Annotated in this window: 35 protein-coding genes; 32 read left to right on the top strand and 3 right to left on the bottom strand. The window is 35.7% G+C overall.

Annotation, left to right across the window (positions count from 1 at the left end; translation table 11 throughout):
* The first annotated feature begins 5 nt into the window (after positions 1-5).
* The 29 genes from rplV to FHR29_RS18585 all read left to right on the top strand — a co-directional run bounded on the left by rplV (position 6) and on the right by FHR29_RS18585 (position 17,285).
* Positions 6-440 carry a 50S ribosomal protein L22 gene (gene rplV, locus FHR29_RS18725; RefSeq protein ID WP_021189652.1) on the top strand — a complete coding sequence of 145 codons (435 nt, stop codon included), beginning with the start codon at positions 6-8 and terminating at the stop codon, positions 438-440.
* 11 nt (positions 441-451) lie between these two features.
* The gene (rpsC, locus tag FHR29_RS18720) at positions 452-1,243 is read left to right on the top strand and encodes a 30S ribosomal protein S3 (protein WP_183916270.1); all 792 of its coding nucleotides are present in this window, start codon (positions 452-454) and stop codon (positions 1,241-1,243) included.
* 57 nt (positions 1,244-1,300) lie between these two features.
* Positions 1,301-1,723: a 50S ribosomal protein L16 gene (rplP, locus tag FHR29_RS18715; RefSeq protein WP_021189650.1), complete on the top strand. Its 423-nt coding sequence runs from the start codon at positions 1,301-1,303 to the stop codon at positions 1,721-1,723.
* Positions 1,724-1,815: 92 nt separating this feature from the next.
* Positions 1,816-2,034, top strand: coding sequence for a 50S ribosomal protein L29 (gene rpmC / locus FHR29_RS18710; protein WP_021189649.1), 219 nt, complete (start codon positions 1,816-1,818; stop codon positions 2,032-2,034).
* Between the two features lie 12 nt (positions 2,035-2,046).
* A complete protein-coding gene (rpsQ, locus tag FHR29_RS18705; protein ID WP_021189648.1) occupies positions 2,047-2,301 on the top strand; it encodes a 30S ribosomal protein S17 in 255 nt (84 codons plus the stop codon).
* Between the two features lies 1 nt (position 2,302).
* Positions 2,303-2,671 carry a 50S ribosomal protein L14 gene (gene rplN / locus FHR29_RS18700; RefSeq protein WP_021189647.1) on the top strand — a complete coding sequence of 123 codons (369 nt, stop codon included), beginning with the start codon at positions 2,303-2,305 and terminating at the stop codon, positions 2,669-2,671.
* Positions 2,672-2,673: 2 nt separating this feature from the next.
* The gene (gene rplX, locus FHR29_RS18695) at positions 2,674-3,021 is read left to right on the top strand and encodes a 50S ribosomal protein L24 (protein WP_132771540.1); all 348 of its coding nucleotides are present in this window, start codon (positions 2,674-2,676) and stop codon (positions 3,019-3,021) included.
* Complete coding sequence (rplE, locus tag FHR29_RS18690) at positions 3,021-3,590, top strand: 50S ribosomal protein L5 (protein ID WP_132771539.1); 570 nt, start codon at positions 3,021-3,023, stop codon at positions 3,588-3,590. The genes rplX and rplE overlap by 1 nt, the downstream gene beginning before the upstream one ends.
* Positions 3,583-3,852 (top strand): 30S ribosomal protein S14, encoded by a 270-nt coding sequence (gene rpsN / locus FHR29_RS18685; RefSeq protein ID WP_021190937.1) that lies wholly within the window; start codon positions 3,583-3,585, stop codon positions 3,850-3,852. Before rplE ends, rpsN begins: the two co-directional genes overlap by 8 nt.
* Positions 3,853-3,986: 134 nt before the next feature.
* Positions 3,987-4,388: a 30S ribosomal protein S8 gene (gene rpsH, locus FHR29_RS18680; protein WP_232789439.1), complete on the top strand. Its 402-nt coding sequence runs from the start codon at positions 3,987-3,989 to the stop codon at positions 4,386-4,388.
* 20 nt (positions 4,389-4,408) lie between these two features.
* Complete coding sequence (rplF, locus tag FHR29_RS18675; protein ID WP_021190939.1) at positions 4,409-4,963, top strand: 50S ribosomal protein L6; 555 nt, start codon at positions 4,409-4,411, stop codon at positions 4,961-4,963.
* Positions 4,960-5,322, top strand: a complete 363-nt coding sequence (gene rplR / locus FHR29_RS18670; RefSeq protein WP_183916730.1) for a 50S ribosomal protein L18 — start codon at positions 4,960-4,962, stop codon at positions 5,320-5,322. The genes rplF and rplR overlap by 4 nt, the downstream gene beginning before the upstream one ends.
* Before the next feature lie 11 nt (positions 5,323-5,333).
* Positions 5,334-5,852, top strand: coding sequence for a 30S ribosomal protein S5 (gene rpsE / locus FHR29_RS18665; protein ID WP_132771537.1), 519 nt, complete (start codon positions 5,334-5,336; stop codon positions 5,850-5,852).
* 5 nt (positions 5,853-5,857) lie between these two features.
* A complete protein-coding gene (gene rpmD, locus FHR29_RS18660) occupies positions 5,858-6,037 on the top strand; it encodes a 50S ribosomal protein L30 (protein WP_021190941.1) in 180 nt (59 codons plus the stop codon).
* Positions 6,038-6,151: 114 nt separating this feature from the next.
* The gene (gene rplO, locus FHR29_RS18655; protein WP_132771536.1) at positions 6,152-6,598 is read left to right on the top strand and encodes a 50S ribosomal protein L15; all 447 of its coding nucleotides are present in this window, start codon (positions 6,152-6,154) and stop codon (positions 6,596-6,598) included.
* A 3-nt stretch (positions 6,599-6,601) separates the two neighbouring features.
* Entirely contained in the window at positions 6,602-7,939 is a 1,338-nt protein-coding gene (gene secY / locus FHR29_RS18650; RefSeq protein WP_038695510.1) for a preprotein translocase subunit SecY, read from the top strand.
* 9 nt (positions 7,940-7,948) lie between these two features.
* A complete protein-coding gene (gene map / locus FHR29_RS18645) occupies positions 7,949-8,731 on the top strand; it encodes a type I methionyl aminopeptidase (protein WP_183916269.1) in 783 nt (260 codons plus the stop codon).
* 74 nt (positions 8,732-8,805) lie between these two features.
* A complete protein-coding gene (infA, locus tag FHR29_RS18640) occupies positions 8,806-9,024 on the top strand; it encodes a translation initiation factor IF-1 (RefSeq protein WP_002997456.1) in 219 nt (72 codons plus the stop codon).
* A gap of 45 nt (positions 9,025-9,069) precedes the next feature.
* A complete protein-coding gene (rpmJ, locus tag FHR29_RS18635) occupies positions 9,070-9,186 on the top strand; it encodes a 50S ribosomal protein L36 (RefSeq protein WP_038702005.1) in 117 nt (38 codons plus the stop codon).
* A 27-nt stretch (positions 9,187-9,213) separates the two neighbouring features.
* A complete protein-coding gene (rpsM, locus tag FHR29_RS18630) occupies positions 9,214-9,591 on the top strand; it encodes a 30S ribosomal protein S13 (RefSeq protein ID WP_132771534.1) in 378 nt (125 codons plus the stop codon).
* 10 nt (positions 9,592-9,601) lie between these two features.
* Positions 9,602-9,991 carry a 30S ribosomal protein S11 gene (gene rpsK / locus FHR29_RS18625; RefSeq protein ID WP_021190946.1) on the top strand — a complete coding sequence of 130 codons (390 nt, stop codon included), beginning with the start codon at positions 9,602-9,604 and terminating at the stop codon, positions 9,989-9,991.
* A 58-nt stretch (positions 9,992-10,049) separates the two neighbouring features.
* On the top strand, positions 10,050-10,658 hold the full coding sequence (rpsD, locus tag FHR29_RS18620) for a 30S ribosomal protein S4 (RefSeq protein WP_021190947.1): 609 nt from the start codon (positions 10,050-10,052) through the stop codon (positions 10,656-10,658).
* Between the two features lie 91 nt (positions 10,659-10,749).
* Positions 10,750-11,742 carry a DNA-directed RNA polymerase subunit alpha gene (locus FHR29_RS18615; protein ID WP_108159147.1) on the top strand — a complete coding sequence of 331 codons (993 nt, stop codon included), beginning with the start codon at positions 10,750-10,752 and terminating at the stop codon, positions 11,740-11,742.
* A 71-nt stretch (positions 11,743-11,813) separates the two neighbouring features.
* Positions 11,814-12,311 (top strand): 50S ribosomal protein L17, encoded by a 498-nt coding sequence (rplQ, locus tag FHR29_RS18610; protein WP_132843578.1) that lies wholly within the window; start codon positions 11,814-11,816, stop codon positions 12,309-12,311.
* Positions 12,312-12,450: 139 nt separating this feature from the next.
* Entirely contained in the window at positions 12,451-13,584 is a 1,134-nt protein-coding gene (locus FHR29_RS18605; RefSeq protein WP_132843579.1) for an aspartate aminotransferase family protein, read from the top strand.
* A 21-nt stretch (positions 13,585-13,605) separates the two neighbouring features.
* Entirely contained in the window at positions 13,606-14,577 is a 972-nt protein-coding gene (locus tag FHR29_RS18600; protein WP_021190950.1) for an acetylornithine carbamoyltransferase, read from the top strand.
* Between the two features lie 39 nt (positions 14,578-14,616).
* Positions 14,617-15,414: an acetylglutamate kinase gene (gene argB / locus FHR29_RS18595; RefSeq protein WP_132843661.1), complete on the top strand. Its 798-nt coding sequence runs from the start codon at positions 14,617-14,619 to the stop codon at positions 15,412-15,414.
* A gap of 10 nt (positions 15,415-15,424) precedes the next feature.
* The gene (gene proC / locus FHR29_RS18590; RefSeq protein WP_021190952.1) at positions 15,425-16,228 is read left to right on the top strand and encodes a pyrroline-5-carboxylate reductase; all 804 of its coding nucleotides are present in this window, start codon (positions 15,425-15,427) and stop codon (positions 16,226-16,228) included.
* Entirely contained in the window at positions 16,221-17,285 is a 1,065-nt protein-coding gene (locus FHR29_RS18585; protein ID WP_183916268.1) for a M20 family metallo-hydrolase, read from the top strand. The genes proC and FHR29_RS18585 overlap by 8 nt, the downstream gene beginning before the upstream one ends.
* A 57-nt stretch (positions 17,286-17,342) precedes the next feature.
* Here the strand turns inward: FHR29_RS18585 and FHR29_RS18580 are convergent, their stop codons facing one another.
* The gene (locus FHR29_RS18580; protein WP_021189698.1) at positions 17,343-17,816 is read right to left on the bottom strand and encodes an Lrp/AsnC ligand binding domain-containing protein; all 474 of its coding nucleotides are present in this window, start codon (positions 17,814-17,816) and stop codon (positions 17,343-17,345) included.
* A gap of 220 nt (positions 17,817-18,036) precedes the next feature.
* On the opposite strand from FHR29_RS18580, the gene FHR29_RS18575 reads away from it, so the two are divergent.
* Entirely contained in the window at positions 18,037-19,080 is a 1,044-nt protein-coding gene (locus FHR29_RS18575; RefSeq protein ID WP_132771531.1) for a hypothetical protein, read from the top strand.
* On the opposite strand, the gene ruvC is transcribed toward FHR29_RS18575, so the two are convergent.
* The gene (gene ruvC, locus FHR29_RS18570; RefSeq protein ID WP_132771796.1) at positions 19,081-19,647 is read right to left on the bottom strand and encodes a crossover junction endodeoxyribonuclease RuvC; all 567 of its coding nucleotides are present in this window, start codon (positions 19,645-19,647) and stop codon (positions 19,081-19,083) included.
* A 123-nt stretch (positions 19,648-19,770) separates the two neighbouring features.
* On the opposite strand from ruvC, the gene FHR29_RS18565 reads away from it, so the two are divergent.
* Positions 19,771-20,748 (top strand): lysylphosphatidylglycerol synthase domain-containing protein, encoded by a 978-nt coding sequence (locus tag FHR29_RS18565; protein WP_183916267.1) that lies wholly within the window; start codon positions 19,771-19,773, stop codon positions 20,746-20,748.
* Positions 20,749-20,773: 25 nt separating this feature from the next.
* Positions 20,774-21,862 (top strand): glycosyltransferase, encoded by a 1,089-nt coding sequence (locus tag FHR29_RS18560; RefSeq protein ID WP_311732302.1) that lies wholly within the window; start codon positions 20,774-20,776, stop codon positions 21,860-21,862.
* Between the two features lies 1 nt (position 21,863).
* Here FHR29_RS18560 and FHR29_RS18555 read toward each other — a convergent pair whose 3' ends face one another.
* Entirely contained in the window at positions 21,864-22,601 is a 738-nt protein-coding gene (locus FHR29_RS18555) for a lysophospholipid acyltransferase family protein (protein WP_183916266.1), read from the bottom strand.
* Positions 22,602-22,642: the final 41 nt, after the last annotated feature.

Genomic DNA, 22,642 nt, shown 5'->3' with positions numbered 1-22,642 from the left:
AGGTAATGGAAGCAACAAAAAAACTTAAAAAGTCTGTTTTAATAAAACAGCGCAAAGAGCAAGAGAAAGCTCAAATAGGAGGAGCTTCTACTGCCAAATTATTAAATTGCCCTACTTCACCTCGTAAGATGCGTTTAGTAGTGGACTTAATTCGTGGCGAGAAAGTAGAGAATGCTTTATATATTTTGAAGCATACAAGCAAGGAAGCAGCAATCCGTGTAGAGAAATTATTATTATCTGCAATTAAAAACTGGGAAGCTAAAAACGAAGGTAAATCAGTTGAAGATAGTCAATTATACGTTAAAGAAGTATCAGTAGCAGGTGGTCGTCAATTGAAAAGATTACGTCCAGCTCCTCAAGGTCGCGGTTACAGAATTCGTAAACGTTCGAACCATGTTACTTTGATCGTTGACAGTAAATCTAACGTTGAACAAAACTAATTTATTGAGAAATGGGACAAAAAGCAAATCCAATAGGTAGCAGATTAGGAATCATCAGAGGTTGGGATTCTAATTGGTTCGGAGGAAAAAACTATGCCGATAAATTAGTAGAAGACGAAAAGATTAGAAAATATCTTTCTGTTCGTATAGCAAAAGGTGGTGTAGCAAAAGTTGTTATTGAAAGAACTTTAAAACGTATCACAGTAACTATTCATACAGCAAGACCTGGTATCGTTATCGGTAAAGGTGGTCAGGAAGTTGATAAGATTAAAGAAGAGTTAAAGAAAATCACTAAGAAAGATGTTCAAATTAACATTTTCGAGATCAAACGTCCTGAGTTAGATGCAAAATTAGTAGCTGAAGGTATCGCTAAGCAATTAGAGGCTCGTATTTCATTCCGTCGTGCAATGAAAACTACAATTGCTTCGACAATGCGTATGGGTGCTGAAGGTATCAAAGTAATGTGTTCTGGTCGTTTAGGTGGTGCTGAAATGGCACGTTCTGAGCAGTACAAAGAAGGAAGAACTCCTTTACACACATTACGTGCTGATATCGACTATGCATTAGCTGAAGCATTAACTACTTACGGTAAAATCGGTATCAAAGTTTGGATCTGTAAAGGTGAGGTTTACGGTAAACGTGACTTATCTCCAAACATTGGTCAAGCTTCTGGTGTGAAAACGCGTGGTGGAAACGAAGGTGGTGCTGATCGCCGTGACAACCGTAAAGGTGGTCGTGGTGGTGACCGTCGTGGTGGAAACAATAATCGTGGTGGAAACAGCCGTGGTGCAAAAAGAGATTAATTAATAATAAGATTTTAATATATCCCGTCTCTGGCGGGATTAAAATAGATAACGAACATGTTACAGCCAAAAAGAACAAAGTTCAGAAAGATGCAGAAAGGACGTATGAAAGGTAACGCTTCTCGTGGAGCAGAGTTAGCTTTCGGTTCATTCGGTATCAAATCATTGGAGGAAGCATGGATCACAAGCCGTCAAATCGAGGCAGCTCGTATTGCAGTGACACGTTACATGAAACGTGAAGGTCAAGTTTGGATCCGTATCTTCCCTGATAAACCTGTTACTAAAAAACCTGCAGAGGTACGTATGGGTAAAGGTAAGGGAGCTCCAGAATACTGGGTTGCCGTAGTCCGCCCAGGCCGTATGTTATTTGAAGCAGAAGGAGTATCTTTAGAAATTGCTAAAGAAGCTTTACGCCTTGCTGCTCAAAAACTTCCGGTTCAAACTAAGTTTGTTATACGTAGAGATTACGTAGAAGCATAAATCGTTGGTAATATCATTTTTTTAGCCTTAGGACCGTTACTCCTAAGGCTATATATAAACTAATGATAACCCAATATAACAACTGAAATAAAATGAAAAATTCAGAAATTTTAGAATTATCAACAGAGGATCTAGCTGCTCGTTTAGTACAAGAGAAAGCTGCCCTTAGCAAATTGAAATTTGCACATGCTGTTTCTGCAATTGAGAACCCTAATGTAATCAAAACGGCTCGTAGAGAAATCGCTCGTCTTAGTACGGAGTTGACTGCTCGTAAAGCTGCAGCTAAAAAAGAAACAGCCTCTGAGGCATAAATTAAAGTCGAAATGGAAAGACAATTAAGAAAAACAAGAATCGGCTTAGTAGTTAGCAATAAAATGGAGAAATCTATCGTAGTAAAGGTTGAGCGTAAAGTGAAACACCCTATCTATGGTAAATTCGTTAAAAAAACTACTAAATTTACTGCTCATGACGAAACTAATACCTGTGGTATCGGCGATACGGTATTAATTATGGAAACTCGTCCGCTGAGTAAGACTAAGAATTGGAGATTAGTAGAAATATTAGAAAGAGCTAAATAACATGGTACAACAGGAATCAAGACTAAATGTTGCTGATAACAGCGGAGCTAAAGAAGTTTTAGTAATCCGTGTGTTAGGTGGCACAGGTAAGCGTTATGCTTCGATAGGTGATAAAATTGTTGTTACCATCAAAAGCGCTTTACCTTCAGGAAACGTAAAAAAAGGTACTGTTTCTAAAGCTGTAGTTGTTAGAACTAAAAAAGAAATTCGTCGTAAAGATGGTTCTTATATTCGTTTTGATGACAATGCTGCAGTATTATTAAATAATAATGATGAACCACGTGGTACACGTATCTTTGGCCCAGTTGCTAGAGAATTACGTGAGAAACAGTTCATGAAAATTGTATCACTAGCACCGGAGGTTTTATAATTATGGCATACAAAAAAACAACAACAACTACACACAAAATCAAGATCAAAAAAGGTGATTTAGTGAAAGTTATCGCTGGTAACTCTAAAGGTGTTCAAGGAAAAGTATTGCAAGTTTTAGTGGATGCTAATAGAGCTGTTGTAGAAGGCGCTAATATCATCAAAAAACACACTAAACCAAGTGCGGCTAATCCTAATGGTGGTATTATTGAAAAAGAAGCAGCTATCCATATTTCTAACTTAGCTTTCATTGATCCTAAAACAGGAGCTCCTACACGTGTAGGTCGTAAAGTTAACGAAGATGGTAAAATTGTTCGTGTAGCAAAAAAATCAGGGGAGGAAATTAAATAATGACTTACGTACCAAGATTAAAAGTGAAATATGCGGAGGAAATCCGTACTGCACTTAAAGAAAAATTCCAGTATAAAAGTGTTATGCAGGTTCCTAAGCTTGAGAAAATCGTTGTTTCACAAGGTGTAGGTGCTGCTACTTCAGATAAGAAATTAATTGATAATGCTCTTTCAGAGTTAACATTAATTACTGGTCAACAAGCTGTTGCAACTAAATCGAAAAAAGATATCTCAAACTTTAAATTACGTAAAGGTATGCCTGTTGGTGCACGTGTTACTTTGCGTGATAACAACATGTATGAGTTCTTAGATCGTTTAATCGCTGTATCACTTCCACGTATTCGTGACTTCCGTGGTATCAATGATAAAGGTTTCGACGGTAGAGGTAACTACAACTTAGGTATTACTGAGCAAATCATTTTCCCTGAGATCAACATTGATAAAATCAACAAAATTCAAGGTATGGACATCACTTTCGTGACTAGCGCAGGAAACGATGTTGAGGCTTTAGAATTGTTGAAACAATTCGGTTTACCATTTAAAAATCAAAATACTAATAACAATGGCTAAGGAAGGATTAAAAGCTCGCGAAGTAAAACGCGCTAAATTAGTAGCTAAATTTGCTGACAAACGTGCTGCGTTAAAAGCTGCTGGTGATTATGCTGCATTAGATAAATTACCTAAGAATGCTTCTCCAGTTCGTTTACACAACCGTTGTAAATTAACAGGACGTCCTAAAGGATATATGCGTCAATTCGGTATCTCTCGTGTTACATTCCGTGAGATGGCGTTAGACGGTAAGATCCCGGGGGTTAAAAAAGCTTCTTGGTAATATCAAAAAAATAAGTAATTTTGCCCCAGCAAATCTTATATAAGATTTGCTAGGGTTTTTTACGTTAAAATTTATTAATCGATAAAAGGTCTGTCCCAAAGGTTGGGAAGGAAACCGTTGTCACAATTTTATATATAATGAATACAGATCCAATAGCGGATTACCTTACACGAGTAAGGAATGCCATTAAGGCCAACCACAGGGTTGTTGAAATTCCTGCATCGAACCTTAAAAAAGAAATTACTAAAGTTCTTTTTGATAAAGGTTACATTGCTAATTACAAATTTGAAGAGACTGGAGTTCAAGGCACAATTAAAATTGCTTTGAAATACAATCCTATTAGCAAGATCTCGGCTATTCGTACGTTGACACGTGTGAGTAAACCTGGTTTAAGAAAGTATGCAAGTGTTGAGACTATGCCTCGTGTTTTGAATGGTTTGGGTATCGCTGTTTTGTCAACTTCTAAAGGAGTTATGACAGACAAAGAAGCTCGCTTACAAAATGTTGGCGGTGAAGTTTTATGTTACGTTTATTAATCTAGGAAAATCACAAAGAAATGTCAAGAATTGGAAAAGCGCCTATCGCTATACCTGCTGGTGTAACGGTGACTGTATCTGACAAGAATTTAGTTACGGTAAAGGGCCCTAAAGGTGAATTAACACAACAAGTTGATCGTGACATTACAGTTGCTCAAGAAGATGGTAACATCGTTGTAACTCGTGCTACAGATCAAAAAAGACACAAAGCATTACACGGATTATACCGCTCTCTATTGAGCAACATGGTTGTCGGTGTAACTGAAGGATACAAAACTACTCAAGAATTAGTCGGTGTAGGTTACCGTGCAGCATGTACTGGTAATGTATTAGAGTTAACTTTAGGTTTCTCTCACCAGATTGTATTTATGTTGCCAAAGGAAATTACAGCAACAACTACTGCAGATAAAGGTAAAAATCCTACTATCACTTTAGAATCTATCGACAAACAATTAATCGGTCAAATTGCAGCGAAAATCCGCGGTTTCCGTAAACCAGAGCCATACAAAGGTAAAGGTATTAAGTTTGTAGGTGAAGTATTAAGAAGAAAAGCAGGTAAATCAGCTAAAAAATAATAACCATGGCAGGACATAAAGCATCTCGTAGAGAGAGAATCAAAAAAGGAATCAGAAAACACCTGGCTGGATCAACAGAGCGTCCACGCTTGTCAGTTTTTAGAAGTAATAAAGGTATCTACGCTCAGATTATTGATGATGTTGCAGGAAAGACATTAGTGTCAGCTTCTAGCACTTCAAAAGATTTTGCTGCTTCAGGCAACAAAGTTGAGCAGTCAAAAGCAGTAGGTAAATTGGTTGCAGAAAAAGCAGTTGCAGCTGGAATTAGTAAAGTAGTTTTTGACCGTAATGGGTACTTATACCATGGCCGTATCAAATCTTTGGCTGAAGGTGCTCGCGAAGGCGGTTTAGACTTTTAATCATAGAAGAAATGGCATTAAGCAATATAAAAAGAGTAAAATCAAGCGAGATTGAATTAAAAGATCGCTTAGTAAGTATCCAACGTGTAGCTAAAGTTACTAAAGGTGGTCGTACTTTCAGTTTCTCTGCAATCGTGGTTGTAGGTGATGAAAACGGCATCGTTGGTTTCGGTTTAGGTAAAGCGAAAGAGGTTACTGAAGCAATTACGAAAGGAATTGATGACGCTAAGAAAAACTTAGTTAAAGTTCCTATTATCAAAGGTACTGTTCCTCACGCTCAATATGGTAAATATTCAGGTGGTTCAGTTTTGATTAAACCAGCAATCGCAGGTACAGGAGTTTTAGCAGGTGGTGCAATGCGTGCCGTATTAGAATCTGCAGGTATTAAAGACGTATTAGCAAAATCATTAGGTTCATCTAACCCACACAACGTGGTAAAGGCAACTATTGACGCTTTAGCTAATATGCGTGATGCGTACACAGTAGCACAGCACCGCGGTGTCGATTTAAACAAAGTATTTAACGGTTAATTATCATGGCAAAAATTAAAATCACCCAGATAAAGAGCGTTATCGACAGAAGCGAGCGCCAAAAGAAAACTATTGAGGCATTAGGGTTGAAAAGAATCAATCACTCAGTAGAAGTTGAAGCTACACCTGCTATCATTGGTATGGTGAGAAAAGTGAATCACTTAGTAGCTATCAGCACTATTTAATATTAGCATATGGAAAGGGCTTTAGGGTCTTTTCCATTACTTGCTATCAATCAATTTTTTAATAGTTAGGACCTGTTTAGTGAAAGCGAAGGCCTAACACAATTTAGTTTTAAAATGAACTTAAGTAATTTAAGACCTGCAAAAGGTTCCGTAAAAAATCGTAAACGTATTGGTCGTGGTACAGGTTCTGGTCGCGGTGGTACTTCTACACGTGGTCACAAAGGAGCAGGTTCTCGTTCAGGTCATAGTACAAAGATCGGTTTTGAAGGTGGTCAAATGCCTTTGCAACGTCGTGTGCCTAAATTTGGTTTCAAAAACTTAAACCGCGTAGAGTATAATGGTGTAAACTTAGATGCTTTGCAAGAATTAGTTGAGAAGCATAATTTGACTATTGTAACTTTGGAAGAATTAGTTGCTCATGGATTAGTAGCTAAGAAAGATAAAGTTAAGATCTTGGGTCGTGGTGAGTTGAAAGCAAAAGTTGAAGTTACAGCACATGCGTTCTCGGCTTCTGCTCAAGCAGCTATTGAAGCAGCAGGCGGTTCTATTGTTAAACTTTAATAAATGAAGAAACTAATCACAACCTTAACCAATATTTGGAAAATAGACGATTTACGTACACGTATTTTGAATACGTTGCTATTTCTTCTGATTTACCGTATTGGATGTCATATTGTATTACCTGGAGTTAATCCTCAAGCTTTGGCTTCCGGTCAAAAAGAAGGATTACTTGGGTTGCTAGATATGTTTGCAGGGGGGTCATTCTCTCGCTCAGCTATCTTTGCATTGGGTGTAATGCCTTATATCTCGGCATCCATTGTTGTTCAGTTACTGGGCATCGCGGTTCCTTATTTCCAAAAAATGCAGAAAGAGGGTGAAAGTGGTCGTACTAAAATGAATCAAATTACGCGCTATCTAACGTTAGCGATTACTTTGCTTCAAGCGTTTGCGTATGTTAGAACTCAAATTGAGCCTGCTGCGAAAACATTAGCAGATCCTATGTTCACTATTCTTACTGCAATAGTTTTGACAGCGGGTACTTTGTTTGTAATGTGGCTAGGAGAAAAGATTACTGATAAAGGTATTGGTAATGGTATTTCCTTGATCATTATGACTGGTATTATCGCACAATTGCCAAGTGGTATTACTGCGGAGTGGGTATCACGTATGAGTAAAGGTGGTGGTGGACCAATTCCATTATTATTGGAGTTTTTAGCTTTGTTCTTTGTCGTTGTATTTACAATTTTAATTGTACAAGGAGTTCGTAAGATTCCTGTTCAATATGCAAAGAAGATTGTTGGAAACAAACAAGTGGGTGGAGTAAGACAGTATATACCATTAAAGGTTAATGCTGCTGGTGTAATGCCAATCATTTTCGCGCAAGCGATTATGTTTGTGCCAATGAGTCTGGGTCAATTTTTCCCTAATCTTCAGTCTGATTTCTTAACATCGTTGAGTAACTATACATCTGTTGCTTATAATGTAACTTTTGCTGTTTTGATTATAGCATTTACATTTTTCTATACAGCAATTATGGTTAATCCTCAGCAGATGTCTGATGATATGAAGAAAAATGGTGGATTTGTTCCAGGTATCAAACCAGGTCTAGAAACAAGTAACTTTATTGATCGTGTGATTTCAAATATCACATTCCCGGGAGCAATTTTCCTTGCGATTATTGCTATATTACCTGCTATTGCAAGTTTATTCGGTATTAATAATCAATTTGCGCATTTCTACGGAGGTACGTCCTTATTGATTTTGGTAGGTGTTGTGTTGGATACTTTGCAACAAATTGAAAGCCACTTATTGATGCGTCACTATGACGGATTAATGAAAACTGGACGTATAAAAGGAAGAACTCCTGCGTCAGTTGAGGGTGTAGATCAGTCGGCAATTTAAATTCTTTAGATGTCTAAAGTATATTATAAATCAGAGGAAGAAATAGAGCGAGTGCGTTTGTCTGCAAATGTACTTTCGCAATTGCTTGGTGAAGTTGCTAAGGTTATTAAACCTGGCATCACCACCTTATCTCTTGATAAGTTAGCTTACGAGTTTATCCATGATAATGGTGGTGCGCCTGCGTTCCTTAATTATCATGGATTTCCATACTCACTTTGTATTTCTGTTAACGATCAGATCGTTCATGGATTTCCAAGTGATTATATAATCAAAGATGGAGATCTTGTTTCTGTTGACGGTGGCGTAAATCTAAACGGTTTTATTAGTGATTCAGCCTACACTTTTGGTGTGGGTAATGTTACTGAAGAGGCGCAGCTGTTACTTGATGTAACAAAAGAATCTATGTACAAAGGCATAGAGCAAGCTGTAGCTGGAAAACGTGTTGGAGATATCGGTGCAGCTATACAGGAACATGTTTCTAAATATGGTTTTGGTATTGTACGAGAATTAGTTGGACATGGTGTCGGTTTTCATTTACATGAAAAACCTGAGGTGCCAAACTACGGTAAACGTGGTGCTGGTGCTAAGCTAGAGTCTGGTTTAGTTATTTGTATTGAACCAATGATCAACGCAGGAAAGGCAGGCGTGAAGTTTTGGGATGACGGATGGACAGTAAGTACTGTTGATGGTAAACTGTCGGCGCACTTCGAGCAAATGGTCGCTATTCGAAAAGGTGAACCCGATGTGCTGTTGACATTTGAACATGTAGAGAAAGTTTTAGGTGAAAAATAGTTGATTTTCAATTATTTTATATATCTTTGCACTCCTGTTTGCAGGCTATTTAACAAAATAATAATCAAGAATATATGGCTAAACAAGCCTCAATTGAACAAGATGGAATAATTAGAGAGGCACTTTCTAATGCTATGTTTAGGGTGGAATTGGAAAATGGGCATGAAATCATTGCTCATATTTCTGGTAAAATGCGTATGCACTATATCAAAATTTTGCCTGGGGATAAAGTTAAATTAGAAATGTCTCCTTATGATTTGACTAAAGGACGTATCACATACCGTTATAAATAACGGACTGGTAGTCTGATAGTGCAAGCTTTTGAAAATATTAAAATCATGAAAGTAAGAGCATCAATAAAAAAACGTAGCGCTGATTGTAAGATCATTCGTCGCAAAGGAAAAGTTTTTGTAATCAACAAAAAGAACCCTAAGTACAAACAACGTCAGGGTTAATTATTTAAAAATAATCGCTAAACATATATGGCAAGGATAGCAGGTATTGACTTACCTAAAAACAAAAGGGGTGTTATCGGCCTTACCTACATTTTTGGTATCGGTCGTACAACAGCAGAGCTTATCTTAGATAAGGCGGAAATCAGTCATGACATTAAAGTTCAAGATTGGAATGATGATCAGTTAGCAGCAATTCGTACTTTGATTTCTGATGAGATTAAAGTGGAAGGTGCTTTACGTTCTGAAATTCAATTAAACATTAAACGTTTAATGGATATCGGTTGTTACCGTGGATTACGTCACCGTAAGCATTTACCAGTTCGTGGTCAACGCACTAAAAACAACTCTCGTACTCGTAAGGGTAAACGTAAGACAGTTGCAAACAAGAAAAAGGCTACTAAATAAAAATTAAGAAATGGCTAAAACTAAAAAAGCTGCAAAAAAACGTATTGTTGTTATTGAGCCTGTTGGTCAAGCACACATCAATGCTACGTTTAATAATATCATTGTAACTTTGACTAATAATCAAGGTCAAACTATTTCTTGGTCAAGTGCTGGGAAAATGGGTTTTAGAGGGTCTAAAAAGAATACACCGTACGCGGCAGGACAAGCAGCAAATGACTGTGGAAAAGTTGCATACGATTTAGGTCTACGCAAAGTAGAAGTATTCGTAAAAGGACCTGGTGCTGGACGTGAGTCGGCTATCAGAACATTACAAACTGTTGGAATCGATGTGACAACTATCAAAGATATCACACCACTTCCTCACAACGGTTGTCGTCCTCCAAAACGTAGAAGAGTTTAATTAGGTTAAAGATAAGATTCATTAGCTAAAGGCTAATAGATACTTTAAGAGAAAAAAAATGGCTAGATATACAGGACCTAAGTCCAAAATTGCCCGTAAATTTAGAGAGCCGATTTTCGGCCCAGATAAAGCGTTAGAAAAAAAGAATTATCCTCCTGGACAACATGGAGCATCTAAACGCAGAGGTAAACAATCTGAATACGCTATTCAGTTGTTAGAAAAGCAAAAAGCAAAATACACTTACGGGGTGTTAGAGCGTCAATTCGCTAATTTGTTTGTTAAAGCTGCCTCAAAACAAGGTATTACAGGGGAGATCTTCTTGAAATTATTAGAAGCTCGTTTAGATAACACGGTATACCGTTTAGGTATTGCCCCTACTCGTTCTGCTGCACGTCAGTTAGTATCGCACAAACACATTACTGTTAACGGAGAATTAGTTAACATTCCATCATATAGCTTACGTCCAGGTGATGTAATCGCTGTTCGTGAGCGTTCTCAAACTCTTGAAACAATCACTGATTCAGTTGCTGGTAGAATTATCAACAAATACTCATGGTTGGAGTGGAATGCAAAAGAACTTACAGGTACTTTCTTAAGTTTCCCTGAAAGATCTGACATTCCTGAGAATATCAAAGAGAACTTAATCGTAGAGTTATACTCTAAATAATAAATAAAGTAGCAATATGCATAGTCCATTATGGATTATGCATATTCTATTGTATTGCAAGTATTATTACAAAAACTTTAAAAAGAAATAAATGGCAATTTTAGCATTTCAAAGACCGGATAAAGTTATCATGCAAAAATCTACAGATTTTGATGGTACGTTCGAATTTCGTCCATTGGAGCCTGGTTTTGGTGTAACCATTGGTAATGCTTTGCGCCGTATTTTATTGTCCTCATTAGAAGGATATGCAATTACGTCGATAAGGTTTTCAGGCGTTTCGCACGAATTTTCAACTATCAAAGGTGTAGTTGAAGACGTTACGGAGATCATTTTGAATTTGAAACAAGTTCGTTTTCAAAAAACTGGTGATCAAGGTGATAGCGAAAAGATATTTGTAGTAATCAATGGTCAAGAGCAATTCTCAGCTGGTGATATCACAAAATTCTCAAACAACTTTACAGTATTAAATCCTGATTTGGTTATCTGTAACATGGATAGCTCGGTTACAATTGAAGTAGAATTGAGCGTAGCTAAAGGTCGTGGTTATGTAAATGCTGATGAGAATAAAGTCGTTGATGGTCCTGTAGGATTAATCGCGATTGATTCGATCTTTACTCCGATTAAGAATGTTAAATTTACCATTGAGAACTACCGTGTAGAACAAAAAACTGACTACGAGAAATTGTTGTTAGATATTTCTACAGATGGTTCGATTCATCCAGAAGAAGCCTTAAAAGAAGCTGCTAAAATCTTAATTCAACACTTTATCTTATTCTCTGATGAGAATATGCTTCTTGAGTCTCAGACTAAAGAGGAAACTAAAGTTGTTGATGAAGAAATTTTACATATGCGTAAAATTTTGAAAATGGAATTAGTTGACTTAGATCTATCAGTTCGCGCATTGAACTGTTTGAAAGCTGCTGATATTCGCTCACTATCTGAATTAGTTACTTATGACGTAGCAGATATGTTGAAATTCAGAAACTTCGGTAAAAAATCATTAAGCGAAATCCAAGAATTGGTTAAATCGAAAGGTTTATCATTTGGAATGAACTTGTCTAAATATAAGTTAGACGAAGATTAATATATTAATAAGCGGCTTGTATATAATTCCCTCTGTGAAGAGACGGTATATACATTAAAATTAAATTAAAAATGAGACACGGAAAAAAAGTAAATCACTTAGGTCGTACTGACAGCCATAGAAAGGCAATGTTAGCTAACATGGCAACGTCACTAGTAAAACATAAACGTATTACAACAACTTTAGCAAAAGCTAAAGCGTTACGTAAATATGTTGAGCCTTTGATTACTAAATCTAAAAACGATACGACTCACTCTCGTCGTACTGTTTTCGCTTACTTAAAAGATAAAGAGGCTGTTACTATATTGTTCCGTGAAATTTCGGAAAAAGTAGCTAATCGTCCAGGTGGTTATACACGTATTATCAAAATGGAAAATCGTTTAGGTGATAATGCTGAAATGGCATTCATCGAATTGGTAGACTATAATGAAATTTACGGTGCTAAAGCTGCTACTGAGAAAAAAGCAACTCGTCGTCGTGGTACTTCTAAGAAGAAAGCTGATACTACTGAAGAAGCTCCAGCTGAAACGGATGTTACTGCGTCTACAGAAGAAGAAAACAAAGACTAGTTCTTTAACTTTTTTAGATATAAAGCCTATCATGAAAATGATAGGCTTTTTTATTTTTAACGGATTTTTAGGAAGACTTAGCTATATTTGCAATGCATATCGGACTTATGTTTCTCATTTAATTATTTATTCATTATCAATGGACTTATTTAACGTTTATCCCATTAATCCAATCAATATTGTAAGAGCACAGGGCTCAACGGTGTGGGATGCCGAAGAAAATCCTTACTTGGATTTATATGGTGGTCATGCTGTGATTTCAATTGGTCATACGCATCCACATTATGTTCAACGTATCACAGAACAATTAAATCAAATTGGATTTTATTCGAATTCTGTGGAGATTCCTATTCAGCGTGAATTAGCTCGATTATTAGGTAAAGTTTCTGGGAAAGAGGATTATCATTTGTTTTTATGTAATTCAGGCGCAGAGGCAAATGAAAATGCGTTAAAGTTGGCTTCTTTTTATAATTCAAGAAAAAAAGTGATTGCTTTTTCAAAGGCATTTCACGGTCGTACATCTTTGGCAGTAGCTTGTACTGATAATCCAAGTATTATTGCTCCTGTCAATGAGACTGATAACGTCATTTTCTTACCTTTTAATGATGAAGATGCTTTATCTAATGCTTTCAAAAATTATGGCGAGGAAATTTCATCGGTGATTATTGAGGGTATACAGGGTGTTGGTGGCATAAGGGAAGCGTCTGTTTCATTTCTTCGTCTGATACGCACACTCTGCGACCAGTATGCTTCTGTATTTATCGCTGATTCAGTACAGTGTGGTTATGGCCGTTCTGGTTTGTTTTATTCTCATGATTATGCTGGGATAGAAGCTGATATTTATACTATGGCAAAAGGTATGGGTAATGGTTTTCCTATCGGTGCAATTAGCATCGCTCCAAAATTTGTGGCAACATACGGTATGCTGGGAACTACTTTTGGCGGAAATCATTTGGCTTGTGCAGCCGCTGTTGCTGTCTTAGAAGTTATTCAACAGGATAGTTTAATTCAAAATGCAGCTACTGTTGGATCTTATTTAATTGAAGAATTACGCAAGTTTGATCAAATTTCTGAAGTAAGAGGAAGAGGATTGATGATAGGTATTGATTTACCTAGTGAATTAGCGCATGTAAGAAAAGATCTGTTGGAAAAGCATAGAATATTTACAGGTGAAGCAAAGCCTACTGTAATACGCTTATTGCCCGCATTAAATACAACAAAAGAAATGGCCGATCAATTTTTAACGGCTTTTACAGAAATTTTGGAAGGTTAGTTTTTTGAATAAGATAAATATATGAAAAAGTTTTTTTCAGTTAAAGATGTTGCTAGTGTTTCTGAAATAGTTAAAGAAGCAATGGAGTTGAAAGCTAATCCTAACACTTTGGAAAGTTTGGGCAAATACAAAACATTGGGTCTGGTATTTTTGAACCCAAGTTTGCGCACACGTTTAAGTACTCAAAAAGCAGCTATGAATTTAGGAATGAATGTCATGGTTATGAATATGGATAAAGATGGCTGGGCATTGGAGACTCAAGATGGTGTCGTAATGAACGGAACTACTGTTGAACATATCCGTGAGGCCGCAGCGGTAATGGGTGAGTATTGTGATATTTTGGGCTTACGTTCTTTTCCTAAATTGAAAAATAGGGATGAGGATTACTCTGAAGATTTATTTAATAAGTTTATCGAATATTGTGGTGTTCCAGTTGTGTCTTTGGAAAGTGCAACCCGCCATCCTTTACAGAGTTTAACTGATATTATAACAATAAGTGAATATAAAGTCACAGAAAAACCAAAGGTTGTTTTAGCGTGGGCACCACATGTAAAAGCTTTGCCACAAGCGGTACCAAATTCTTTTTCAGAGTGGATGTGTCAAGCGCAGGTTGAAGGCCTGGTTGATTTCACTATAGCACATCCAGAGGGATATCAATTGTCTGAAGAGTTTACTGAGGGTGCGAAGATTTCAAATGATCTAGATCAGAGTCTCAAAAATGCAGATTTTGTTTATGTAAAGAATTGGTCTTCTTATGAGGAATATGGTGAAGTATATCCAGTTATTGAAAATTGGTTAATCGATAATGAGAAATTAGCGTTAACAAATGACGCAAAGGTTATGCATTGCTTACCAGTAAGACGTGATTTAGAATTATCCGCAGAGGTACTTGATGGGCCTAATTCTTTAGTCATTAAGGAAGCTGGTAATCGTGTATGGGCTGCACAGGTTGTTTTAAAACGTATGCTTGAAAGCTTAGAAAAAAATAAATAGGTCTGTAAATAAATTATTTTGGAAGATTTAGAGAGAAAGATGTCAAATAGTGGCCTTAATATTATAAAAATTGGTGGCAATATTATCGATGATGAAGTATTGTTAGACTCATTTTTGGAAAAATTTGCAGCTTTGCCTGGCAAAAAAATCTTAGTGCATGGAGGAGGAAAGATTGCGACACGTATTGCAACAGATTTGGGAATTGAAGCTAAGATGGTGGAAGGCAGAAGAATTACAGATGAAGCAATGTTGCGGATTGTTACAATGGTGTACGCGGGTTTAACTAATAAAAATATTGTTGCAAAGCTTCAAGTTTTACAATGTGATGCTATTGGTTTAAGTGGTGCAGATGGAGGTACAATTAAAGCAATAAAGCGACCTGTTAAAGATATTGATTACGGCTTTGTCGGGGATATTTTGCACGATTCTGTCAATACTGCTTCTATTAAGAAATTTTTGGAAGCGGGATTTGTTCCTGTATTTTCTGCAATAACTCATAATGGTTTAGGACAACTTTTAAATACCAATGCAGATACGATCGCATCAGCTTTAGCTGTTGGGCTGTCATCATTATATGATACATCTCTAGTATATTGTTTTGAAAAAAATGGTGTACTTAAAGATATCAATGATGAACAGTCTGTAATTAATTCAATCCGTGCCGACGAATTTTTACAGTTAAAGGAAGACGGTGTTATTCATGATGGAATGGTACCAAAATTGCAAAATGCATTCGATGCTATACAAAAAGGTGTTCGGAATGTGTATATTGGTCATGCCAATAATTTGCACTTATTCCAACAGGGCCAATTTGGCACTTGTTTGACCTTAAAATAGAACTTTAATCATGAAAAGAATTACCATTATCGGAACAGGGAATATTGGTTTGTCTCTTGCAAAAGGATTAGTAAAAAATCAGTTTTGTAATGCAGATCAAATCACTTTAACAAGACGTAATATTAAAGCCTTAAATCAAGAAAGGGAAGATGGTTTTGTTGTTACAGATAGTAATATCGAAGCAGTTAGAGATGCCGATATTATTGTCTTTGCAATTTTACCACAACAATTACGAAAAGTTTTGGAAGAAATAGCTCCGATAGTTCAAGGTTCTAATCAGGTTTTTGTATCTGTTGTATCTGGGGTAAGTTGCGTTGATATAAAAGAAGTGCTTGGTGTAAATGCATTGGTCGTAAGGGCAATGCCAAATACAGCAATTGCAATTGGTCAGTCGATGACATGTATTGCAACTGATAATGCACCTTCAGATATTGTGAAGGATGTAGAAGTTATGTTTGAAACGGTGGGCGCAGTTGTAGTTATTAACGAAGATTTAATGACTTCTGCTACTGCATTATGTGCTTGTGGTATTGCTTTTTTCTTGAGAGCTATACGAGCAGCTTCACAGGGTGGAGTAGAAATTGGTTTTCATGCGCATGATGCTCTTAAAATGGCTGTTCAGACAGCAAAAGGTGCCGCAGATTTATTATTGCAAACTCAATCACATCCTGAAAGTGAAATTGATAAGGTGACTTCGCCAAAGGGGTGTACTATTGCAGGGCTTAATGAAATGGAACACCATGGTTTCAGTTCCGCATTTATTAAAGGAATAAAATTGTCTGCACAAAAAGCTGGAGGCCTCTACAATGAATAATCGAGTTGAGTTATTTGAAGAAAGTTTAGCCTTATTAAAGTCTTTAATACGTACCCCTTCTTTTAGTAGAGAGGAAGAAGAAACTGCAACGATAATAGCACAATTCTTTACTGCGAAAGGAATTGTTCCCTACAGAAAAGCAAATAATATTTGGGTTTATAATAAATGGTATAGTACCGATAAACCTACGATACTGTTGAACTCACATCATGACACTGTAAAACCAAACACTGGTTATACAAGAGATCCATTTTCTCCAGATATAGTAGATGGAAAGCTTTATGGATTAGGAAGTAATGATGCAGGTGGATGTTTGGTTTCTTTGATTGCAACTTTTCTACATTTTTATGAAGACAAAGATTTAAAATATAATTTTTGTTTAGCAGCTACTGCTGAAGAGGAAATCTCCGGTAAATGTGGAATTGAATCAATTGTTTCAGATTTAGGAACTTTAGATTTTGCTATAGTAGGAGAACCAACTTTAATGGATTTAGCGATCTCAGAAAAGGGCCTAATGGTATTAGATTGCACTGCTCATGGCATATCAGGCCATGCTGCACGAGATGAGGGAGAAAATGCTTTATATAATGCATTAGCAGATATCGAATGGTTTAGATCCTACCAGTTTGAGCGTGAATCAAATAAATTAGGACCCATTAAAATGTCCGTGACGATGATTCAGTGTGGTGTTCAACATAATGTTGTTCCCGCAACTTGCGATTATGTTGTCGATGTTAGAACAACAGATGCATACAGTAATGAAGAAACATTAGAAATAATAAAACTACATGTACAATCTGATGTCCATGCTCGTTCAACACGTTTAAATTCATCTTCTATTCCAGAAGATCATCCTCTTGTTTTGTCAGGTGTTAGTCTTGGAAAAAAGACTTATGGCTCTCCTACAATGAGTGATCAAGCATTGTTGCGGATACCTTCTGTGAAGTTAGGACCGGGCTTCTCCGGACGATCGCATATGGCCGATGAGTTTATTTTCTTGGATGAAATTAGGAAAGGCATTGACGATTATATTAATATTTTAGAAAAAATCATATAAACAAAAAAGCACAAAATATATTTTGTGCTTTTTTGTTTATACGATTAATAATTTAGACTAGACTAAACTAATCTGTCTTTTTATACTCTCTTCAAGAGATATAATAGTCTCAGTACGCTGAATTCCTTGTACAGATTGTATATCTTCATTTAATACTTTACGCAGGTGTACTGTATCGCGACAGATTATTTTTGCAAAAATACTATATTGTCCCGTGCAGTAATGTAATTCAACGACTTCTTTAATTTCTTTTAATTGAGCAACAGCATCAGAGTATTGAGATCCTTTTTCAAGGTAAATCCCTAAGAAGGCAGTGATATCGAAACCAACTTTCTGAGGATTAATAATTAAGTTGGATCCTTTAATAATACCTAGTTCTTCCATTTTTTTCATGCGTACATGTATAGTGCCACCAGATACAATTAACTTTTTTGCTATTTCTGTATAAGGAATAGACGCATCATTCATCAAAATTGATAATATCTGAATATCAAGATTGTCTAAATCGTAATTAGAATAGTTGTTTTCCATTAAAAGTGCTGTTATTAATTAAGTTAACCCAAACCGATAATTTATTACCAAATAGTCGTATCGGATTAAATTTTTAAATTTTTCAAAAATACTAAGATTTGTTGGTTTATCTATGTAAATTTAGTAAAAATTTTATATACATATTGTTAATGTGATATTTAAATAACAAATTTTGTATAGATTTTTATTGCTATTGGCATTTGATTTTAAAAAGATATTTATGGAAATAGAAGATGTTAAAATTTCAAGGAAGAAACCCATTTTTGCAGTAGGAGAGGGATTACATAAATACTTGAGACTATATCAACGTGATGCAAAGCTTCCTATTACGTATAAGGATCTTTTATCTTTTACTGAAACTATACCTGTATTGGATAAATACGGTAACGACACTTTTTGGGAAACGCCATTATATCCACCATATCTGATTGATCATTTATATGAAGGTTTGAAAGTAATATATGCTAAATTAAAGGCATCGGGTAATACCCGTATTGTGCAACATAAGTATATTGATCGTGTTGAGTATTGTGCGTTTGGTAATACAAGGCCTTTTCGAATTCGTATTGTAAACCGACTGAATGATGTTTATGATTATTTTTATATTAAGCAAGCTGATGCATCTCGTATTTATGGCTTAGAATTGGAGGAAATCTTATCGCCAAATCAGGTAAATTATATGGTCGATAATGAAACTTTGGTTGAGGAACATATTGTTGGAATCCCTGGTGATACTTTTGCCAAGCAACGGATGTATACACCAGATTATAATCTAACACGTATTTCTAAGGAGTTTGTTAAATTTAACGAACGTTGCATAATTACTTTGTTAGGTGATATGCGCGCTTATAATTTCGTCGTACAAATAACTCCAGATTTTGACGATTTTCAATTCAGAATTCGAGCTATTGATTTTGACCAGCAATTTTATGAAGGCAATCCAAAAGTGTACATGCCACAATTTTTCAAAGAAAACTTTCCTTATGTGAAACTTTCAATGGAACATTTGACAGAAAAAACGGTTTCTCAATATCAACAAGAAGAGCGATCATCTATTGTACATCGTGTACGTAGTGAAAGGCATCGGATCGCTGACCTTAGGGACGCATCAAAAACCCAACAGTTATCGACAGAGGAAAATATAAAACAATTGCGTGAAGCTTATGCAATTTCTCATTCAAGTGAACAGTATTTGAAGTGTAAATCGATGACTGATATTGTTGAATTAAATGTGAAAAATGTTATTAGGCAAGTACAGCTATAATTACTTGATTCTTTTTTCATTATCTTTTACAAATGCACTCCAACCACTGTAACTTTTGCCAGTTTCGGAGGTCGCATTTTTTTGAAAGGAATGACAAACAGCAACAGCTAATCCATCTGTTGCGTCTAAAAATTCAGGGCTTTCATTAAATTTTAATAATGACTTCAACATGCCTGCTACTTGCTCTTTGGTTGCATTTCCATTTCCAGTTACTGATTGCTTTATTTTTCGTGGAGCATATTCAAATATAGGAATATCAAAATTTAATGCGGCGGCCATAGCGACACCTTGTGCTCTTCCTAATTTCAACATTACTTGTATGTTTTTTCCATAAAATGGAGCTTCTAATGCAACACTGTCCGGTTTATATTCCTCTATTAAAGCAGTAGTTTTTTTAAATATACGTTGGAGTTTCAGAGCATGGTCATCAAGATGCCCCATTTTCACGACTCCCATAGTAATGAGACTGATATTGTTTCCTTGTTCACGTATGATTCCGTAACCTAGAACAGCTGTTCCGGGGTCAATACCTAAAATAATTCTCTCTTTTGCTTTCTCCTTCTGCATGTGCAATATTACATTTTTTATTTCGTAACGATTCAAAAATGAAGATGTAATGGATACTAATATTGCCATAAAATAACTTTAGCTTTGATTAATATTTAGTAACATTGTGTCCAAAATTGATAAATGCTAACAAAGGTTCAAAAAAAATATAGCGGGATATTGATAAAAATTGCGGTACTAGCTTTTGCTGGATGGTATATTTATCAACAATTATCCGATCCTAAAAATCTTCTGAAGTTTGAAACATTAATCGCAGGTATAGATCCTCATTATTTCTGGTTGACATTTAGCTTAATCGTGTTCTTGATGTTTGTTAATTGGATGCTTGAAGTTGTAAAATGGCAATATTTGGCTATTAGAATTGAAAGAATATCTTTTGGACGTGCATTTCAATCGGTATTTAGTGGATTAACATGGGCTATTTTTACTCCAAATAGGATTGGTGAATATGGAGGTCGTGTTTTGTTTTTGAAACCTGAAAATCGAGCAAAAGGTGCTATAGCAATGGGAGTTGGGTTATTTGCACAACTTGTATTAACCAGTATAGCTGGTGCTTTAAGTATTGCTTGGTTTGCATGTACTTATATGGATACTCCAGTTTCTATAGAGTTTGGAATTTGGTTATTAGCAATATTGTATGCGACAGGTTTTTTAGTACTTTATTTTAATGTGCATTGGATTGATTTATTGGTTGGTCGAATTAAATTTCTAGAACGTATCAAACCTTTCTTTTCTATTTTGGAAGAGTATACTTTTAAGGAATTGCTTGTTGTCATATTGATATCGTTGGCAAGATTTACCATTTTTACTTCTCAGTACATTATTTTAATGTTAGTCATTTTACCAGAATTACCATTCGTGGCAATGATTTTGATGATATTTATTCTTTTCTTTGTGCAGGCCGCATTACCGACATTGGATATTTTTGATTTTAGTGTAAGAAGTTTTGTTGCAGGTAATCTTTATAGTTATATCACAAACCAAGAACTAGCCGTGATGGCAATTGTTTCTTGTATTTGGTTCGTTAATTTGATACTTCCAGCTGTTTTAGGTTCTATTTTTGTTTTGAAAATAAATTTTTTTGGTGATTCTAAGTCTTAGTTTTATTACGATAATATTGGCGATTGTGTATATCGCTCTGGTTCTGTATATGCGGAAAGGTTGGTTTGAAATACCAACTGTAATATCGAACTGTTTACCGGTCAAACGTATTTCTATTATTATAGCTGCACGTAATGAAGAGAATGGTATAGCACGTACTATTGATGCTGTACTTAATCAAAAATTTCCACCTGAACAGTTTGAATTAATTGTAATCGATGACCATTCTACTGATCGGACAAGTGATGTTGTATTGTCCTACGCGCACAGAGGAGTACAATTAATTCAGTTGAATGAGAGAAATAAATTGAATTCATATAAAAAGCTTGCTATAGCGAAGGCTATTGATTTATGTACAGGAGAGATCATTGTTACAACTGACGCTGATTGTCGGATGGGTGAAAATTGGTTAATGACAATCATTAGCTATTTTGAAACTCAAGACTTATATCTTTTATCTTCACCTGTAGTGTATTCAGAAGAGAAATCATTTTTTGAAAGACTTCAAACACTTGAGTTTTTATATTTAATAGGCTTAGGCGCAGCAGGTATTGGTAATAAAAATCCGACAACTTGCAACGGAGCAAATTTGGCATATCGCAAGGATATTTTTTATGAAATGGGTGGATTTGCCGGTATCGATGAATTAGCATCTGGTGATGATGAATTATTTTTGCATAAAGTTGCTGCAAAATATCCACATAAAATAGGATTCTGTAAATCTACGGATGCAGTGGTTTACACCGATGCTAAGCCTACAATTAGGTCATTTATAAGTCAGCGGAAGCGTTGGGCTTCTAAGAGTACAAAATATAAAAATAAAGCAATTGTGTTACTCGGAATCACAATTTGGTTATTCAACTTTTGTATGCTTACCTGTCTTATCGTAGGTTTATTTTATCATTATTCCTATCTTTTTACTTTTTTGGTTGTATTAATCGCTAAAATCATAGTTGAATATCTATTTATACAACCCTTAACTCAGTTTTCAAAGAGAGAGGAGTTAATGCGGTATTTACCAATTCTTTCCTCGTTACATATTATATACCTCGTGTATATTGGTATACTTGGTAATATTGGTAAATATGATTGGAAAGGTCGGCAGGTTAAATAATCTAACCATTTTTGACTTTTAAACGGATCTTCTGTTCAGCTTCTAATACTATTTCTTCCAAAGTTTTATCAGTTTTATCAATAGGATCTAAAACTTCCCAGCTCATTTTGACAAAGGGTGTAAGAGGAAATAAGCCATTTTTAGTCATTTCATATGAACCATTTATTGCGATAGGAACAATTAGTGCATCGGGATTTTTCTTTAATAATGTAGCTATTCCGCCAACATGAAAAGGCTTCATTTTACCATCTCGAGTGCGAGTACCTTCCGGGAAAATAAAAGCTGACCAGTTTTTGGTCTTCATATTATTTGCAAGTTTTAATATTTCACCGATAGACTGTTTTGAGTCCTTACGGTCAATATTTGCCGCCCCACCATGTTTCAAATTGAAGGAAATACTTGGAATTCCCTTCGCTAGTTCTATTTTTGAAATGAATTTTCCATGAAATCTTCGCAGAAAATAAATCATAGCCGGTATATCAAATGTACTTTGATGATTTGCAACGAAAACAATGGGCTGTCCGGTTGGAATGTTTTTATTATCAGTAAAAGATATCGTATTAAACAGCAAAATATTGCAATAGGTGAGAAAGAAATTAAGAATATCGACACTCTTTTTATGTGTTGTATATCCGCCAAACTTTAGGCTCAACCATTGTATAGGGTGAAAAACTAAAAGGCACAAGGCAAAAAAGAAATAAAAAATGGGTGTCAGAATAAATCCAATAATCTTCTTCATGTTTAAATCTAATAATTATTTACAGCAAATATAATTATTAA

Origin of the sequence: Sphingobacterium sp. JUb56, from assembly GCF_014191365.1 — a bacterium.
Lineage (GTDB): Bacteria > Bacteroidota > Bacteroidia > Sphingobacteriales > Sphingobacteriaceae > Sphingobacterium > Sphingobacterium anhuiense.
The sequence above is the reverse complement of the archived record's forward strand: the minus strand, read 5'-3'. Positions and strand labels throughout refer to the sequence as shown.

Bases quoted from the DNA above. Each gene is read 5' to 3' on its own strand.
- rplV (WP_021189652.1), top strand. From the start codon at position 6: ATGGAAGCAACAAAAAAACTTAAAAAGTCTGTTTTAATAAAACAGCGC.
- rpsC (WP_183916270.1), top strand. From the start codon at position 452: ATGGGACAAAAAGCAAATCCAATAGGTAGCAGATTAGGAATCATCAGA.
- rplP (WP_021189650.1), top strand. From the start codon at position 1,301: ATGTTACAGCCAAAAAGAACAAAGTTCAGAAAGATGCAGAAAGGACGT.
- rpmC (WP_021189649.1), top strand. From the start codon at position 1,816: ATGAAAAATTCAGAAATTTTAGAATTATCAACAGAGGATCTAGCTGCT.
- rpsQ (WP_021189648.1), top strand. From the start codon at position 2,047: ATGGAAAGACAATTAAGAAAAACAAGAATCGGCTTAGTAGTTAGCAAT.
- rplN (WP_021189647.1), top strand. From the start codon at position 2,303: ATGGTACAACAGGAATCAAGACTAAATGTTGCTGATAACAGCGGAGCT.
- rplX (WP_132771540.1), top strand. From the start codon at position 2,674: ATGGCATACAAAAAAACAACAACAACTACACACAAAATCAAGATCAAA.
- rplE (WP_132771539.1), top strand. From the start codon at position 3,021: ATGACTTACGTACCAAGATTAAAAGTGAAATATGCGGAGGAAATCCGT.
- rpsN (WP_021190937.1), top strand. From the start codon at position 3,583: ATGGCTAAGGAAGGATTAAAAGCTCGCGAAGTAAAACGCGCTAAATTA.
- rplF (WP_021190939.1), top strand. From the start codon at position 4,409: ATGTCAAGAATTGGAAAAGCGCCTATCGCTATACCTGCTGGTGTAACG.
- rpsE (WP_132771537.1), top strand. From the start codon at position 5,334: ATGGCATTAAGCAATATAAAAAGAGTAAAATCAAGCGAGATTGAATTA.
- rpmD (WP_021190941.1), top strand. From the start codon at position 5,858: ATGGCAAAAATTAAAATCACCCAGATAAAGAGCGTTATCGACAGAAGC.
- rplO (WP_132771536.1), top strand. From the start codon at position 6,152: ATGAACTTAAGTAATTTAAGACCTGCAAAAGGTTCCGTAAAAAATCGT.
- secY (WP_038695510.1), top strand. From the start codon at position 6,602: ATGAAGAAACTAATCACAACCTTAACCAATATTTGGAAAATAGACGAT.
- map (WP_183916269.1), top strand. From the start codon at position 7,949: ATGTCTAAAGTATATTATAAATCAGAGGAAGAAATAGAGCGAGTGCGT.
- infA (WP_002997456.1), top strand. From the start codon at position 8,806: ATGGCTAAACAAGCCTCAATTGAACAAGATGGAATAATTAGAGAGGCA.
- rpmJ (WP_038702005.1), top strand. From the start codon at position 9,070: ATGAAAGTAAGAGCATCAATAAAAAAACGTAGCGCTGATTGTAAGATC.
- rpsM (WP_132771534.1), top strand. From the start codon at position 9,214: ATGGCAAGGATAGCAGGTATTGACTTACCTAAAAACAAAAGGGGTGTT.
- rpsK (WP_021190946.1), top strand. From the start codon at position 9,602: ATGGCTAAAACTAAAAAAGCTGCAAAAAAACGTATTGTTGTTATTGAG.
- rpsD (WP_021190947.1), top strand. From the start codon at position 10,050: ATGGCTAGATATACAGGACCTAAGTCCAAAATTGCCCGTAAATTTAGA.
- FHR29_RS18615 (WP_108159147.1), top strand. From the start codon at position 10,750: ATGGCAATTTTAGCATTTCAAAGACCGGATAAAGTTATCATGCAAAAA.
- rplQ (WP_132843578.1), top strand. From the start codon at position 11,814: ATGAGACACGGAAAAAAAGTAAATCACTTAGGTCGTACTGACAGCCAT.
- FHR29_RS18605 (WP_132843579.1), top strand. From the start codon at position 12,451: ATGGACTTATTTAACGTTTATCCCATTAATCCAATCAATATTGTAAGA.
- FHR29_RS18600 (WP_021190950.1), top strand. From the start codon at position 13,606: ATGAAAAAGTTTTTTTCAGTTAAAGATGTTGCTAGTGTTTCTGAAATA.
- argB (WP_132843661.1), top strand. From the start codon at position 14,617: ATGTCAAATAGTGGCCTTAATATTATAAAAATTGGTGGCAATATTATC.
- proC (WP_021190952.1), top strand. From the start codon at position 15,425: ATGAAAAGAATTACCATTATCGGAACAGGGAATATTGGTTTGTCTCTT.
- FHR29_RS18585 (WP_183916268.1), top strand. From the start codon at position 16,221: ATGAATAATCGAGTTGAGTTATTTGAAGAAAGTTTAGCCTTATTAAAG.
- FHR29_RS18580 (WP_021189698.1), bottom strand. From the start codon at position 17,816: ATGGAAAACAACTATTCTAATTACGATTTAGACAATCTTGATATTCAG.
- FHR29_RS18575 (WP_132771531.1), top strand. From the start codon at position 18,037: ATGGAAATAGAAGATGTTAAAATTTCAAGGAAGAAACCCATTTTTGCA.
- ruvC (WP_132771796.1), bottom strand. From the start codon at position 19,647: ATGCAGAAGGAGAAAGCAAAAGAGAGAATTATTTTAGGTATTGACCCC.
- FHR29_RS18565 (WP_183916267.1), top strand. From the start codon at position 19,771: ATGCTAACAAAGGTTCAAAAAAAATATAGCGGGATATTGATAAAAATT.
- FHR29_RS18555 (WP_183916266.1), bottom strand. From the start codon at position 22,601: ATGAAGAAGATTATTGGATTTATTCTGACACCCATTTTTTATTTCTTT.